General features: G+C 53.8%; 13 protein-coding genes. 5 read left to right on the top strand and 8 right to left on the bottom strand.

What is annotated here, in order from left to right; all coding sequences use genetic code 11:
* Positions 1–55: 55 nt before the first annotated feature.
* The 8 genes from ahcY to AC0VXT_RS00350 all read right to left on the bottom strand — a co-directional run bounded on the left by ahcY (position 56) and on the right by AC0VXT_RS00350 (position 8,144).
* Complete coding sequence (gene ahcY / locus AC0VXT_RS00385) at positions 56–1,351, bottom strand: adenosylhomocysteinase (protein WP_475547042.1); 1,296 nt, start codon at positions 1,349–1,351, stop codon at positions 56–58.
* A 253-nt stretch (positions 1,352–1,604) separates the two neighbouring features.
* Entirely contained in the window at positions 1,605–3,356 is a 1,752-nt protein-coding gene (gene ptsP / locus AC0VXT_RS00380; RefSeq protein ID WP_475547041.1) for a phosphoenolpyruvate--protein phosphotransferase, read from the bottom strand.
* Between the two features lie 116 nt (positions 3,357–3,472).
* A complete protein-coding gene (locus AC0VXT_RS00375) occupies positions 3,473–3,748 on the bottom strand; it encodes an HPr family phosphocarrier protein (protein ID WP_022733907.1) in 276 nt (91 codons plus the stop codon).
* Positions 3,749–3,824: 76 nt separating this feature from the next.
* On the bottom strand, positions 3,825–4,229 hold the full coding sequence (locus AC0VXT_RS00370; protein WP_022733908.1) for a PTS sugar transporter subunit IIA: 405 nt from the start codon (positions 4,227–4,229) through the stop codon (positions 3,825–3,827).
* A gap of 19 nt (positions 4,230–4,248) precedes the next feature.
* Positions 4,249–5,205, bottom strand: coding sequence for an RNase adapter RapZ (gene rapZ / locus AC0VXT_RS00365; RefSeq protein ID WP_475547040.1), 957 nt, complete (start codon positions 5,203–5,205; stop codon positions 4,249–4,251).
* Positions 5,206–5,223: 18 nt separating this feature from the next.
* Positions 5,224–5,664, bottom strand: a complete 441-nt coding sequence (locus AC0VXT_RS00360) for an HPr kinase/phosphorylase (RefSeq protein WP_475547039.1) — start codon at positions 5,662–5,664, stop codon at positions 5,224–5,226.
* 111 nt (positions 5,665–5,775) lie between these two features.
* Positions 5,776–7,428, bottom strand: a complete 1,653-nt coding sequence (locus AC0VXT_RS00355; RefSeq protein WP_475547038.1) for a stimulus-sensing domain-containing protein — start codon at positions 7,426–7,428, stop codon at positions 5,776–5,778.
* 53 nt (positions 7,429–7,481) lie between these two features.
* Entirely contained in the window at positions 7,482–8,144 is a 663-nt protein-coding gene (locus AC0VXT_RS00350; RefSeq protein WP_051146048.1) for a response regulator transcription factor, read from the bottom strand.
* A gap of 369 nt (positions 8,145–8,513) precedes the next feature.
* Here AC0VXT_RS00350 and AC0VXT_RS00345 point away from each other — a divergent pair, with 369 nt between their 5' ends.
* The 5 genes from AC0VXT_RS00345 to AC0VXT_RS00325 all read left to right on the top strand — a co-directional run bounded on the left by AC0VXT_RS00345 (position 8,514) and on the right by AC0VXT_RS00325 (position 15,639).
* Positions 8,514–10,229 (top strand): sensor histidine kinase, encoded by a 1,716-nt coding sequence (locus AC0VXT_RS00345; RefSeq protein ID WP_475547037.1) that lies wholly within the window; start codon positions 8,514–8,516, stop codon positions 10,227–10,229.
* Complete coding sequence (locus tag AC0VXT_RS00340; protein ID WP_475547036.1) at positions 10,226–11,620, top strand: sigma-54-dependent transcriptional regulator; 1,395 nt, start codon at positions 10,226–10,228, stop codon at positions 11,618–11,620. The genes AC0VXT_RS00345 and AC0VXT_RS00340 overlap by 4 nt, the downstream gene beginning before the upstream one ends.
* A 526-nt stretch (positions 11,621–12,146) precedes the next feature.
* Positions 12,147–13,112 (top strand): TAXI family TRAP transporter solute-binding subunit, encoded by a 966-nt coding sequence (locus AC0VXT_RS00335; RefSeq protein ID WP_022733916.1) that lies wholly within the window; start codon positions 12,147–12,149, stop codon positions 13,110–13,112.
* Positions 13,109–13,618, top strand: a complete 510-nt coding sequence (locus AC0VXT_RS00330; RefSeq protein ID WP_475547035.1) for a DUF1850 domain-containing protein — start codon at positions 13,109–13,111, stop codon at positions 13,616–13,618. The genes AC0VXT_RS00335 and AC0VXT_RS00330 overlap by 4 nt, the downstream gene beginning before the upstream one ends.
* Positions 13,619–13,623: 5 nt before the next feature.
* A complete protein-coding gene (locus tag AC0VXT_RS00325; protein WP_475547034.1) occupies positions 13,624–15,639 on the top strand; it encodes a TRAP transporter permease in 2,016 nt (671 codons plus the stop codon).
* The last annotated feature ends 37 nt before the right edge of the window (positions 15,640–15,676 follow it).

Raw genomic sequence — 15,676 nt, 5'->3', positions numbered from 1 at the left:
AAAAAAGCCGACCCGAATGAACGGACCGGCTTTGATGCAAATTGGCAAAGACCAATTAGTAACGATAATGATCCGGCTTGAACGGACCCGCCTGCGGCACGCTGATATACTCAGCCTGTTCCTGCGACAGCTTGGTCAGTTTCACGCCAAGACGGTCAAGATGCAGGGCTGCAACTTTCTCATCAAGGTGTTTAGGCAGGACATAAACTTCGTTTTTGTAGTTGGCGAAGTTTTTCCAAAGTTCGATCTGGGCCAGCACCTGATTGGTGAAGGATGCCGACATTACAAAGCTCGGGTGACCGGTTGCACAACCAAGGTTCACCAGACGGCCTTCGGCCAGAACGATCAAACGTTTGCCATCCGGGAATTCGACTTCGTTGACCTGCGGCTTAACATTGTCCCATTTGTAGTTCTTAAGCGAGCCAATCTGGATTTCGGAATCGAAGTGACCGATGTTGCACACAATGGCGCGGTCTTTCATCGCACGCATATGGTCAAGCGTGATGATGTCGATGTTGCCCGTGGTGGTGACGAAAATGTCGCCAACCGGGGCTGCGTCTTCCATCGTGGTGACTTCGTACCCTTCCATCGCGGCCTGCAATGCGCAGATCGGATCGATTTCGGTCACAAGAACGCGGGCACCCTGACTGCGAAGCGACGCAGCCGAACCTTTGCCAACATCACCAAAACCGGCAACAACGCCGATTTTACCGGCAACCATGACGTCGGTTGCGCGTTTGATGCCATCAACCAGTGATTCACGGCAACCATAGAGGTTGTCGAATTTCGATTTGGTGACCGAGTCATTGACGTTGATCGCCGGAACCATAAGGGTGCCTTTTTTCGCCATTTCGTAAAGGCGATGCACACCAGTGGTGGTTTCTTCAGAAAGACCTTTGATGTCTTCGAGAAGTTCCGGGTATTTTTCGTGGATCAGCTGGGTAACGTCGCCGCCATCATCAAGGATCAGGTTCGGTTTCCAGCCGTTCGGGCCGGTAATGGTCTGCTCGATGCACCACCAGAATTCTTCCTCGGTCTCGCCTTTCCAGGCAAATACCGGGATTTCAGCCGCCGCCATTGCTGCTGCTGCCTGATCCTGGGTCGAGAAGATGTTGCATGAAGACCAGCGAACTTCCGCGCCAAGTGCCGTCAGCGTCTCGATCAAAACCGCCGTCTGAATGGTCATGTGCAGGCAACCAACGATGCGTGCACCCGCAAGCGGCTGGGCAGCACCATATTCTTCGCGCAGCGCCATCAGGCCCGGCATTTCGGTTTCAGCAATCGCGATTTCCTTGCGGCCCCATCCGGCCAGCGAGATGTCTGCGACCTTGCAATCAGTAAAGTTCGACATGTCGTCTCCAATCAAACACAAATTGCGCATCCGCAATGACATCTGTCTTGCAGCTACGCCGATAAATTCTTTGGCAGTCGTTTCTTCGACTGCGATGGAAGACATATAAAGATTTCTTTATATCTTTTTCAAGTCTTTTCTTGCATCAAATTTCAACGCGCAAAATTGCATCCTGCTTTCGACCGACAAAAGTCGAGCAAGATCAAAAGGTCACCATAAATTGTATGAGGATAAAACCCGTCGTGAGTTTCGATCAGGCCAGATCGTTGAAATCATCAAGCATCATGGCGATGCGGGCCTGATCCCATTGTTCCATCACGCGATCCGCCTGATGTTTGGAATTGCGCGTATCAAGACGCCGCAGACGTTGCTTAACCAGCAACAAATTCACCGGCGACATCGATAAATTACGCAGACCAAAGCCAATGAATAATGGAATATAGCGCGGATCACCGGCCATTTCGCCGCAAACACTGACCGGAATACCGCGTTCGTTTGACAGTTTGATCACATCGCGGATCAGACGCAGCACCGATGGATGTAACGGATCAAAAAGCCCCGCCACCTGATCATCGGTACGGTCAATCGCCAGCGTATACTGGGTTAAATCATTGGTCCCAATGGCAAAGAAATCGCATTCGCGTGCCAGCGTATCCACAGCAATGGCCGCGGCCGGGATTTCAATCATCGCCCCAAGTGGGGGCAGATCATCGGGGATTGCATGGCCCTGTTTGCGCAGCCGTTTGGCCACTCCCTCATAGATATGGCGTGCCCGCGTCATTTCATGAACACTGACCACCATCGGGATCAGGACGCGCACCTTACCATGAAGGGACGCACGCAAAATTGCGCCAAACTGGGCTTCCAGAAGTTCCGGTTTGCGCAGCGACAACCGCACACCGCGCAGGCCAAGGGCTGGGTTCGGCCCGGTTCCCATATCCGCCTGAAGCGCAACCGCAAGCTTTTCCCCCCCGATATCAAGGGTCCGGATCGTGACGGGCTTGCCATCCATCCGTTTTACGATATCGGCAAGTTCTGCGTATTGTTCGTCCTCATCGGGCAGGTAATCCTTGTTCATAAACATGAACTCGCTGCGCAAAAGGCCAATTCCGGTTGCCCCGTTTTCAAGGGCGGCGGACAGTTCGATTGGCAATTCGATGTTGGCATGCAGATCAATATCAACCCCGTCGCGGGTCGCCGACGGCACATCGCGCAAGGATGCAAGCTTGTTGCGCGCCGCCAGCCAATCTTCACGACGCTGGGTATAATGGGCAATATCGGCATCAGTGGGCGCAAGAATGACTTCACCGCGCCCCCCATCGACAATGATCTGATCGCCGCCTGAAACCCCGCGAATGATATCGGCCGCCCCAAGGACGGCGGGAATACCAAGTGAACGCGCCATAATCGCGGTATGCCCCTCTGCCCCGCCAAGGGCGGTGACAAAGGCGGTCAACTGTCCGGGTTCAAACCGGGCCATGTCCGCCGGGCTGACATCCTCGGCAATCAGGATCGCACCGGTGGGTGCCATGTCGGCCGCCCGATCAGTTTCCCCGATCAAACAGCGCATCAGGCGCAAGCCAACTTCACGGATGTCAGATGCACGTGCGGCGATATAACGATCATCAATGCCCGAAAACTGATTGGCAATGACGTCAATGACTTCACTGACCGCATGCACGGCATTAAGCTTGCGCGACACAATCAGTTCTTCCGCCCCGCGCACAAGACGCGATTCGGTCAGCATATGAACATAGGCATCCAGCAGGAAACCAAGTTCCTCGGACGCCGCACTTCCAGCATTGGCAGATTGTGATTTCAGACGTTTGAGCTGATCAATACTTTGCGCAACGCCATCATGAAGACGTTTGCTTTCGGCCTGAACGGCATCATCGGCAATCGGTTTACGGCTGACCTGAATATATTGGCGGTCCAGAACAAACGCCCGACCAATCACAATCCCGCCAGATGCCCCCAGCCCGGTTATAATCCGGCGGCCGGCCATTGCGTTTTCATCGGATATGGATTGGTCTTTTGGGGGAACTGTCAAACCAGATCTTCTGCCAACTCGTTCTTGTTATTTCCTGAAAGCCATCAGTTCTTTATACCGCAAAAAAGCAGTTATTCTTCGTCAAACTTGTCATCGACAAGCTCGTTTAAGGCTTCAATCGCCTTTTTGGCGTCAGGTCCGACAGCCTCGACCTCGATCTCTGTGCCGATGGATGCGGCCAGCATCATAAGACCCATGATCGAAACACCTGAAACCTCTGTACCACGGTTGCGCACCATGATCGCCGATTCAAACTCGCCCGCCAGTTTAACAAATTTCGCCGCAGCACGGGCATGCAATCCGCGCTGGTTACTGATTGTTAAAATGCGTTTTTCCTTCTGCGCCATCTATGTCCCCGCGGTATGTCCCCACTGGCCGGACACGCATTTTTCACGTCCGGCCCTGATTTTATTGTTTTAAGTCTTATTCTTCGCCGCTGAGCAAACGCGATGCGACATTGATGTATTTTCGGCCCGCATCCTGGGCGGCATTGACCGTTTCGGCCAAGGTGCCTTCAACGCGAACAGATGCCAGCTTAATCAACAAAGGTAAATTTACCCCTGCGATCACTTCGACATGGGCCTGTTCCATAATCGAAATCGCCAGATTGGACGGGGTTCCGCCAAACATGTCGGTCAACAAAACAACGCCTTTACCACTGTCAACTTTTTCGACACTGGCCAGAATATCCGCACGACGTTGTTCCATGTCGTCATCCGGTCCAATACAGACCGCTTCGACATTTTCCTGCTCGCCCACAACGTGCTGCAAGGCAGATACGAACTCTTTCGCGAGATCGCCATGGGTGACAAGCACCATCCCGATCATGCAGTTTTCTCCATCTTCTTCACTCCCCCGAATTCGGTTCATCCGGCTTGTCACGATGACTGAGATGAACGTCATACCCCAGATCGGCAATCCAGTCATTGAGTATCCGCGCAGTATAAACCGAACGGTGTTGGCCGCCCGTACACCCGATTGCGATGGTCAGATAACTCTTACCTTCGCGGGCATAGCGCGGCAAAATCGGCTCAAGCAGGGCCCGCAGCCCATCGACAAATCCGGCGAAATCCGGATCTTCTTCGATGTAGTTTCCAACCGCTTTATTCAGCCCCGTCAAAAGACGAAGCTCGGGATCATAGTGCGGGTTGCGCAGAAAGCGAACGTCAAAAACCAGATCGGCCTCCGCAGGCACCCCTTGGCGGAACGAAAAGCTTTTGACAAAAACGGCCATGCCTTCGGTTTCACCGATGTGAAACTGGTCTTGCAGGATCTTGCGCAGTTCGGCTGATTTCAGGCGCGATGTTTCGATGGTCATGTCCGCCGTTGCGGCAATCGGCGCCATCAGGCGTTTTTCATGCTCGATCGCATCAACAAGCGGTCGGTCATGCGCCAACGGATGGGGGCGGCGCGTTTCGGTGAACCGGCGCTGCAAAACCGACGTTTCGGCGTCCAAGAAAACCACAAGCGGATTAACGCCCTGTTGGTCGCGAAGCTCGGCAATGATTTTGACAAACTGATCAACACCAAAATCACGGGTTCGGATATCAAGCCCAATCGCGGTGGGTTGTTCCGGGTGCTTGGCCCCGGAAATCAGCGCAGGCAACAATCGAAGCGGCAGGTTATCCACCGCATCAAACCCGAAATCTTCCAAAATCTTAAGCGAGGTCGTCCGTCCAGCACCAGAAACCCCGGTCACCAGAACCAGCCGGTTTTTGGCATCAGTATAATCAGCAGCAAAACCGTCACGCATATCGGATCGATCTTGCGGATTTTCTGGCGATTTTTCTGAACGTTCTTGCAAAGCGATTTCCTGTTGGACTTATGGTTCGAGCTGCATCTGACCCGTTGCGAGCGCCAAAGCTACCCCAATCTTGGCCTCAACCGCCAGATCAGATACGCAAAATTTCCACTTTGAAATTTCAATACCACACATAAGCTCGGTTTCCGGAACCGGCATGCGTTCGACATCGTCCGGATCATCAACCAGATCAACGATCAGTCTAACGTCGCCTTCAGGTTTGGTAGGCAATCCACGCACCACACCAATCCCACGCACTTCGCACAGTCCGGCGATCTGAGAGGGGGAACTTGCGATCAGCCGCCCGTCGCGCGCAACAAGGTCGGTTCTGTCATCGGAGATAAGCACCGCCCCCTTTGACATCAGGCGCAGCGACAAGCTGGATTTTCCGGCACCCGATGCCCCGCGCACTAAAACAGCATGCGCGCCGATCAGGATACAATTTGCGTGAATTTGGGACATAATGGAAAACGATGCTTGGCTCATACCGCCTTGTCAAACCCCAAACGCCGGGCCCTATCCACACGCATAGATAAATGACCGATTACTGAGGGTTTTCTGCCCCGTCACAGATCAATCAAGCGGCAACCGAATGGTAAAGACCGCCCCTTTGACCTCATCATCAAGCACCCGATTCTGTGCGCTCAGTTCGCCATTATGCGCCGACATAATCCGCTTGGAGATTGATAACCCCAACCCAGAATGCTGACCGAACTTCTCGGTCGATGGGCGCTCGGTGTAGAACCGGTTAAAGATCGCCTCTTCCTTGCCCGGCGGAATGCCCGGTCCGTCATCTTCGATCGTGATAATCGCCTGATTCTTATCCCGCCATGCCCGCACGCGCACTTCCCCACCTTCGGGGGTAAAGGTAATCGCGTTTGAAATCAGGTTTCTAAACACCTGCGTCAATCGGCTTTCAAGGGCGGGAACGACAAGGTTTTCCGGTACCGCAACCTTGATGCGCGGCCCATCGGGGTTGGCATTGTAAAGTTCGCCCATTGTTTGCAGAAGCGGGCGCAAATCAACCTCTTCGGATTCGGTCCGCGACAGTTCGGCATCCATCCGCGAATAGTCGGAAATATCGCTGATCAGTCGATCAAGACGCTGCACGTCTTCGGCAATGATTTCCATCAGTCGGCGTTGCCGTTCCGGGTCTTTCAAACGTGTTGCGGTTTCCACCGCACTACGAAGCGACGTCAGCGGGTTTTTAATCTCATGCGCGACATCGGCGGCAAACCGTTCGATCGCATCCATACGATCCCAGAGTGTTTCGGTCATATCACGCAATGTCGTCGACAAATCACCGATTTCATCGTTGCGATCCGACAAATCGGGGATGGTGAACTGACGATTTTTACTACGCCGCACCCGCTCGGCCGCGCGCGCCAACCGGTTCAGTGGCCGCGTAATCACTCCGGCCAGGTAGATCGACAAAAGAACCGTGATCCCAAAGGCAAAGACAAAGATTTTAAGGATATCCAGCCGCACCGCATGCAGGGCGGTTTCAATCGTATCGCCACTTTTGGTCATCATCACCGATGCCAAAACCTGCTTGAACCGGGCGACCGGCACCGACACCGACAACACCCGCCGTCCTTGCCCATCCACCCGGACAACCCCGCGTGAATAGCCTGCAAGGGCGGCGCGCACTTCGGGGTAATCGGCCGCACTGGCAACCGGCGGATCGACATAAAGCGGCAAGGGCTGATCGCCTTCAAACAGGGCGAGCAACCCATCGGTCAGATTGCGCATGATTTCGGCGAAAAAATCGTCTTCGCCCGGTGCAGGAAGTTCTTCGGCCTGAATGGTGCCGGCCCCAAACGACTTGATGTTACGACTGTCGGCAATCAGGTTGCCATTAACCGCAAACAAACGTGTGCGCGCACCGGTAATGCCGACAAGACGCCGCACCATTTCACGCGCAACTTCAAGCTTCACCTGATTGGTCGCATCATCACCGGAACTGACCGCAGATGTGGAAAGGGCTGCGGCATACATTTCCGCCTGAACCGCCATCGCCTCAAGCTCGGAATGGATCAATTCCTGCTTATAGCGGCCAAGATACAAAATACCGGCAACGAGCACGAACAACGCCAGCGCATTTACCGCCAGAATACGCCACGTCAGCGGGGAAAAAAGTCCGTGACGTTCTTCTATGCGTGCTGTGCGCGTTTCGTGCTGGACCGTTGTTTGGTCGTCGTTATCTTCGGCGGCAAAGTCGCTCATTCAAACCCGCAAATTTGGTCGGGCCGGGAAAAACCCGGCCCGAAAACGTGGTGTCAGCCCGCTACTGTGGCTGTGTCACGATAACGATATCCCACGCCATACAAGGTTTCGATTTCCTTGAACTCGTCATCGGTTTCGCGGAATTTCTTACGCAGGCGTTTGATGTGACTGTCAATGGTACGGTCATCGACATAGATATGTTCGCCGTACGCCGCATCAATCAGCTGATCACGGTTTTTAACGTGCCCCGGATGCTTGGCCAGCGCCTGAATAAGCAGGAACTCCGTCACCGTCAGGTTCACATGCAAGCCTTTCCAGCTGCACATGTGCCGCGACGGATCAAGCACAAGGTCACCACGCTGGACAACGTCATCCGATCCGTTCGGGCGCACGCCACCCGCCCGCATGATTTCCGCACGCCGCAACAAGGTGCGAATACGTTCAATCAGCAAACGCTGGGAAAACGGCTTTTTGATATAATCATCCGCTCCCAGACGAAGCCCGGTCAATTCATCAACCTCGTCATCTTTTGACGTCAGGAAGATCACCGGCATCTGCGTTTTCTTGCGCAAATGGGTCAATAGCTCAAGCCCATCCATACGGGGCATCTTGATATCCAGGACCGCCAGATCTGGCTCTTCCTTGGTCAGGGCGTGCAACGCCTCAGAGCCATCAGAATATGTAAGAACCTCATATCCTTCTTCTTCCAACGCCATCGAAACAGACGTCAGGATATTCCGGTCGTCATCTACAAGTGCGATCTTGCTCACCTGAACCTCACCCTTTGGACAGATAAAATTTTCTCGTAACTCTCATAACTATACAAGTTACACCCCAATGTGGCGAAAAAATAACCACCTGAGGCATAATTAAGGCCTCTTCTCTTATGGCTTTGCCAGCCCTGCCCATACTTGTATCAGTTGACTTTCCGCTGCGGGGACAAATAACAATCATCCGTTCGGAACGGGCATGCCAATCAATCACAAACGCGCCGAACACAAAAATGATCCCTGACCCGCCGGGAGGCAGCCATTTTTTACTGGTTAAGCACCTATAGCCGCGTAACGCTCAGTCTGGCCGGGGTCATGATCGCGGGGCTTGTGGTATGGCTTGCCGTCAGTTCCACCGGCAATCTGACAATCAATGAACTTGAAAAAACCGCACAGGCCCGTCTGGCCCTTTATGACAGTTCATTGCGCGCCGCCATCGACCGGTATCGCTATTTACCCTATGTCGTCTCGCGCCATCATCAGGTCATTGATGCCGTCGCTGGCACCGGAAATGCCCACACCGCCAGCCTGTATCTTGAAAAGGTTAATGACCGGGCCGGTGCAGCAGCGCTTTATGTTCTTGATCAACGCGGCATGACGATTGCGTCAAGCAACTGGAACACCGCCGACAGTTTTGTCGGCGAAGATTACAGTTTCCGCCCCTATTTCAATCAGTCCCTTGCCGGGCACGAGGGCTTCTTTTTCGGGATCGGTGTCACAACCGGACGGGCGGGGCTTTTCATTTCCACCCCGATAAGCCGCAATGATCAGATCATTGGCGTTGTCGTCGTCAAACTGGAACTCGATGAGCTGGAAAAGAACTGGCAGGACGGTGGCGAGGTTGTCTTTGTCGCCGATGCCGATGGTGTGATTACACTGACCAGTCGGGGCGATTGGAAATACCGCACCTTGCTGCCTCTGTCGGCTGCGGATCGCGAACGCATTACACGCAACCGTCAATATGTTGGCGAAGACCTCAATAGCCTCGACATCGGCGGGCAGATTTCGGATGGCAAAGGCACGCTTGCGATTGGGTCGGAACAGTTTCTGTATGATGTAAAGAAAATCGACGGCAGTGATTGGCGGATTTTCTATCTGACCTCCATGAGCGACGTCACCGCCCGGCAGGGCACGGTAATGCTGATTACCATCATTGCATCCGGATTGATCATGTTGATCATTCTGTTCTTGCGCGAACGCGAATTAAAACTGGCTTCCCAACGCGAAGCCCTTGAATTCGAACGCATTCAAAGTCTGAACACCCGCCTTGAAGAAGAAATCACCGAACGCCGCAAAACCGAAAACGAATTGCGCGGCACACAAAACGAACTGGTTCAGGCCGGTAAGCTGGCGGCATTGGGCCAAATGTCGGCCGCCATCGCCCATGAAATCAATCAGCCGATTGCCGCCATTCGGACCTTTTGCGCCAGCGCCAAATTGATGATCGAACGCGGCAAGACAGAGCAACTTGATCAGAACATTTCACAAATTTCGTCTTTGACCGAACGCATGGGTGCCATCACCGGGCAGCTTAAGACATTTTCGCGCAAATCAACCGGGGTTCTCGAACCCGTTGACCTTAAGATCGCCCTTGATAACGCCCTGCAGCTGCTAAGCCCGCAATTGGAAACGGAAAACTGTCAGCTTGAACGCCATGAACTTCGCATGCCGTTAATGGTCCATGCCGATCTGGTGCGCATCGAACAGGTTTGCGTCAATATCATTCGCAATGCGCTTGATGCCATGATCGACAGCCCGAAAAAACGTCTTCGCATTGATCTGACAACGGCGGAGTCCAACGTGATCATGCGCATTTCCGACACCGGACCGGGCATGGATGATGATGCACTGGCTCTTCTGTTTGATCCGTTCTTTACCACCAAGGACCCGGGACAGGGTGTCGGGTTGGGGCTTTCGGTAACATATGGCATTGTGCGTGACTTCGGCGGCAGCATAAAAGCCTATAACATGACGTCGGGTGGTGCGTGCTTTGAAGTCCGCCTGCCACTGCTTAGGGAACAAACATCGTGACGACCGACAATCAGACACCGCCGAAAAGTCAGGCACACATCATCATTGTTGATGACGATGAAGCCATGCGTGTGTCGCTGGCGCAATGGCTGGAACTGTCTGATTTTGATGTCACTGTCTATGCTGACGCCCGTGATGCGCTTGGCGATATTACATCTGATTTCGCCGGTGTGGTTCTGACCGATGTGAAAATGCCCAAAATGGACGGCATCAGTTTCACCAAATCGGTTCTTGCCACCGATGGCGACATACCGGTGATCCTGATGACCGGGCACGGCGATGTGCCCATGGCGGTCGAGGCGATGAAAAGCGGCGCCTATGATTTCGTCGAAAAACCGTTTGAGCCCAAAGACATTGTCGAAAGCCTCGAACGCGCGATTGAAAAGCGCCGCCTTGTCATTGAAAACCGTCAACTGCGCCGCCAGATTGCCCATCGCGGCAGCCTTGATGGCCGCCTGATCGGCAACAGCAAACAGATGTACGCGCTAAAGGAAGAAATCGCCAATATCGCCGCAACCGAAGTGCCGGTTCTGATTTCTGGCGAAACCGGCACCGGCAAGGAACTGGTCGCGCGCGCCATCCATGACCTTAGTGACCGGCGCGATGAAAAGTTCGTCGCGGTCAATTGTGCGGCCATCCCGGAAAGTACTGCTGAAAGTGAATTGTTCGGCCATGAAAAAGGAGCCTTCACCGGAGCGGCGGGGCAGCGGATTGGCTGGATTGAACATGCCATTAAAGGCACGCTTTTTCTCGACGAGATATCAAGCATGCCACTCGCCCTTCAGGCCAAACTGCTGCGTGTGATCGAACAGCGCGAAGTCGTGCGTGTCGGATCAAATTCACCGGTTAAAGTCGATTTTCGCCTGATTTGTGCCACCAACGAAAACCTGACCGACGCGGTTTCCGCCCGACAGTTTCGCGAAGACCTGATGTTTCGCATCAATACGTTCGAACTGGCAATCACGCCTTTGCGTGATCGCACCGATGACATTGCCCTTCTGTTTGATATTTTTGCCGAACGTGCCGCTGAACGGTTTGAACGCCCCTATGACCGACCGGCACCGTCCTTGATCGGGCAGCTTAAAAAACACGAATGGCCGGGCAATGTCCGTGAACTCAAAAACCTCGCGGAACGCTATGTTCTGCTTGTCGGCAGCCCCGAAGACAGATTCCAGCGACTGTTCAAAGGCGGCTTTGATCTGGCAGAACCGGTTGCAACCGCGTTGGCACTTGCCGATCAGGTCAAACATTTTGAAGAACGCCTGATCCGCGATGCACTGGACCGTCACGATGGCAACGTCAAATCGGTGATGGAAGAACTCGATATTCCCCGGCGCACGCTCAATGAAAAAATGAAAAAGCTGAACATTCGGCGCGACAAAATCGCCTAGCACAAAGATCATTCAGATCAATCGTTTGCCCCAACATCCGGCATCCAAGCGGCGCAAAAATCGGCAATAATCCGCCGATCAAATACGGAAAATCAGCAAGATTTCGCCGATTTGGCAAATTCGCCCAATTCAAGCAATTGATTTATAACAGTAATTTTAATTCTCTTATTTGGCATACACATTGCACATTCGAGTACCAAAATGATAAAATAACGAAAACAAGGGAGGATACCTGACAGCCAGCCCACAATGGGCGGTATGTTATTGGCTGTTGCGCATCTCACCTTTTTTCATAAGATTTCAGCGATCTGCCTGTTGAACAATGCTCTTTTGCATGTCCTTCTGGCAGGGTTCCGTTGGCTGGCGCACATTATGCGAAACATGTCAGCATTTCACGGTGTCGCGATTGAAATCCAAAAATAACAGGCCCCGAAAAAGGGTCGTTTTCGATCCCAAAGATCAATCGTTTTGAAATGATCTTTTGAATATCTCGACGCACCACGCGTTAACCTAAGGGAGGACTACCATGAAGCTACGTAATCTGCTTTCTGCAGCAGCCGCAGCCATGATTCTCGCCGCTGCACCCGCATCGGCACAACAGCTTTCCATCGCAACCGGCGGCACCGGCGGCACCTACTATCCGTATGGTGGTGGCCTGGCCGAACTGATCACCAAATATGTTGATGGTTCCACCGCAGTTGCCGAAGTAACCGGCGCATCTGTTGAAAACATGGGTTTGATTTCCCGTGGCGACAGTGACATTGCAATCGGTCTTGCTGACACCGTTTATGCGGGTTTCACCGGCACCGGTAAATTCGAAGACCGCAAACTTGATAACGTCCGCGCACTGGCATCGATCTATCCGAACGCCGTTCAGATCGTGACGATGGCAGACAGCGGCATCAACACGCTTGCCGACCTTAAAGGCAAACGCGTTTCTGTTGGCGCACCGGGTTCGGGCACCGAAGTTTCGGCCAAAACCCTGCTTGAAGCCAATGGCATCACCTATGATGACATCGAAGAACAGCGCCTGAACTTCAACGAAACCGCTGATGCGCTCCGCGATGGTGACATCGATGCCGGCTTCTGGAGCGTTGGCCCGCCGACCAGCTCGATCCTCAACCTCGCAACCACGCGTGACATCAAGCTGATTGCGCTGACCGACGAAGAAATCGTTGCGGCCCTTGATGCAGAACCGACTTTCGCACCTTATGCCCTGCGCAAAGGCATCTATGAAGGCGTTGAAGCACCGGTCAACACCGTTTCGACCCCGAACGTCCTGTTCGTGAACGCAGAAATGGACGAAGACCTCGCCTATCAGATCACCAAAACCCTGTTTGACAAGGTTGATGAACTGATTGCGATTCACCCGGCAGCCAACGACACCACCGTTGACTTCGCGCTGAACTCGACCCCGATTCCGATGCATCCGGGTGCGCTTCGTTATTACGAAGAAACCGGTTCACCGATTCCGCCGAAACTGTATCCATGATTTCGCTAAATTGGGGGCGGCCAGCATTGGCCGCCCTTACCATTCTTCTGTCGGCATGTGCGGGCCCGTCCCCGCGCACCGAAACGCTACCGGGCACCGCAACCGACCAACTCAAGGTCATTGCGGACGATGGAACCGTTTTGGCCAGAACACCCATCCCACGCCAAGCCGGCTGGTGCCTTTATTGGAACCATTCAGTAACCGGTGACGGGGTGATAGACTGTTATGTCGATGATCTGGGAAAAATGGTTCTGCATCGTGCCTACCAACCCGATTTTGCCGCAGGTCTTGGCCATTATCCGGGTCGTGGAATCCTCACCAGCGCCAAAGGTGGCGGCTACTGGATTGAGGATATCGACGAACCTGTGCCGGGCAATGCCTATGCCCTGCGCGTCGGAAGTCTTGCTGTTGACCATCGCATCGTCACACATGATGGTGACGAAATATATCTTTCAAAGATGGCTGAACACACCCGTGTCACCATCCGCCTTGATACCGGGGAATAAGTCTCATGTCTGAACCGGCACCGCTTCCATCCATGGCGGACAAATTGCCACAGCCCAAAATGGTTGTGATGACAATTTCTGTTGTCGCCGTCGCACTTTCCCTTTTCCAGATGTATGCCGCTGGCATCGAACCGCTTGGCCTGTTCTATCAGCGCAGCATCCATCTGGCGTTCATCATGTTCATGACCTTCTTGATGTTCCCGGCTTTTGGCGGCGACAAGAAACGCGGTGTGCTGGGCTGGATCATTGATATCGCCTTTCTGGCGGGTGCCTTTACCACGGGCTTTTATCTGTCGTTCTATCTCGATGCGATCTTCAATCGCGCCGGGTTCTGGAGCGAAACCGATCTGATCATTGGCATCATCGCCACCGTCACCGTGCTTGAGGCAAGCCGCCGTGCGGTTGGCCTTGGCATGACCATTATCGGCATCGTCGCAATTATCTATGCCCTGTCGGGGCCACGCGGCGCACTGCCATGGGTCGGAGAATGGTTGCCGGGTATTTTGTCGCATCGCGGGGCGGATGTTGATCGCCTTGTCGGGCAACTTTACCTTGGTCAGGAAGGCATTTACGGCCTGCCGATGGGGGTTGCTGCGACCTATATCTTCATGTTCGTGCTGTTTGGCGCGTTCCTTGAAGTTACGGGTGCGGGTAAATTCTTTATCGATATGGCCTATGCCGCCACGGGCAAAAAACCCGGTGGCCCGGCAAAGGCCGCCGTTCTGGCATCTGCCGGTATGGGCTCGATCAGCGGATCGGCGATTGCCAACGTGGTCACCACGGGCGCCTTTACCATTCCGCTCATGAAACGGCTTGGTTACCGTCCGGCACAGGCCGGCGGCATCGAAGCTGCGGCATCAACAGGTGGGCAGATTACCCCGCCGCTGATGGGCGCGGGCGCGTTCCTGATTTCCGAATATACGCAGGTGCCGTATCTTGAAATCGTCATGGTTTCGATCTTCCCGGCGATCCTGTATCTCGGCACGGTCTATCTGTTTGTCCACATCGTTGCTCTTAAGAACGGTATGCGCGGCATGCCGGTCTCGGAACTTCCAGATTGGAAACAGGTTCTCAAAGAAGGCTGGCAGTTTATCTTGCCGCTTGGGGTTCTGATTTACCTTTTGGTCCTGAACATTTCGCCCATGCGGGTCGGGTTCTGGGCAATCATTTCGGTGATGGCGGTTGCCGCCCTTCGCTATGTGCTTTGGTTCTTCATCGTCGCCCCGCAAAAGGGCGAAAAACCGAGCCACGATGCGCTGAAATCTGCCCTTGCCAATGGCGTCAAAATCACCATCGCCGCCCTTGAGCTTGGTGCAAAGAATGCCGTTGCCGTTTCGATGGCCTGTGCGGTTGCCGGGATTATCGTCGGCGTTGTCGGCCTGACCGGTCTTGGCCTGAAATTCTCATCAATGATGATCGCGTTTTCCGGCGGTCACATTGTTCTGGCACTTGTTCTGGTTCTGATTGCCAGCCTGATCCTTGGCATGGGTTTGCCGGTAACGGCATCCTATATCGTTTTGATCGTGCTGGTCGGTCCGGCATTGTCCAACGAATTTGGCATTCCGCTTCTGATCGCGCATCTGGTGGTGTTCTGGTATTCGCAGGACAGTAACGTCACACCGCCGATTGCACTGGCGGGCTTTGCGGGGGCAGCGATTGCCAACGCCAGTCCCATGGAAACCAGTTTTCAGGCATGGAAATTTGCCAAGGGGCTCTATCTGATCCCGGCATTCATGGTGTTTAACCCGGAAATCATCGAAGGCGGTTCAATCCAGATCGTGCTTTGGACCGGATTTACCGCGATCTTGTGTCTTGTGGCCTTTGCCGCAGCCCTTGAGGGCTATCTGTTTGCCCATATGGACATCATTTCGCGGGTTCTGATTGTTCCGGCCACGGTTGGTGTGTTCTGGCCTGACCTGACCGCCAAGATTGCCGGGACGGTCGTCCTTCTCGCCGTTCTCGGTCTGAACTGGTGGAAAGGCAAAAAGGACGGTCCAACACCGGCCCCTGCGCCGAGTTAAACCGACTTTAAAATCATCAGACAAATCATCTGGCAAA

It is taken from the genome of Thalassospira sp. Z349TD_5, assembly GCF_056173045.1.
Note: the sequence above shows the minus strand (reverse complement) of the source record. Positions and strands in the feature narration are given on the sequence as shown.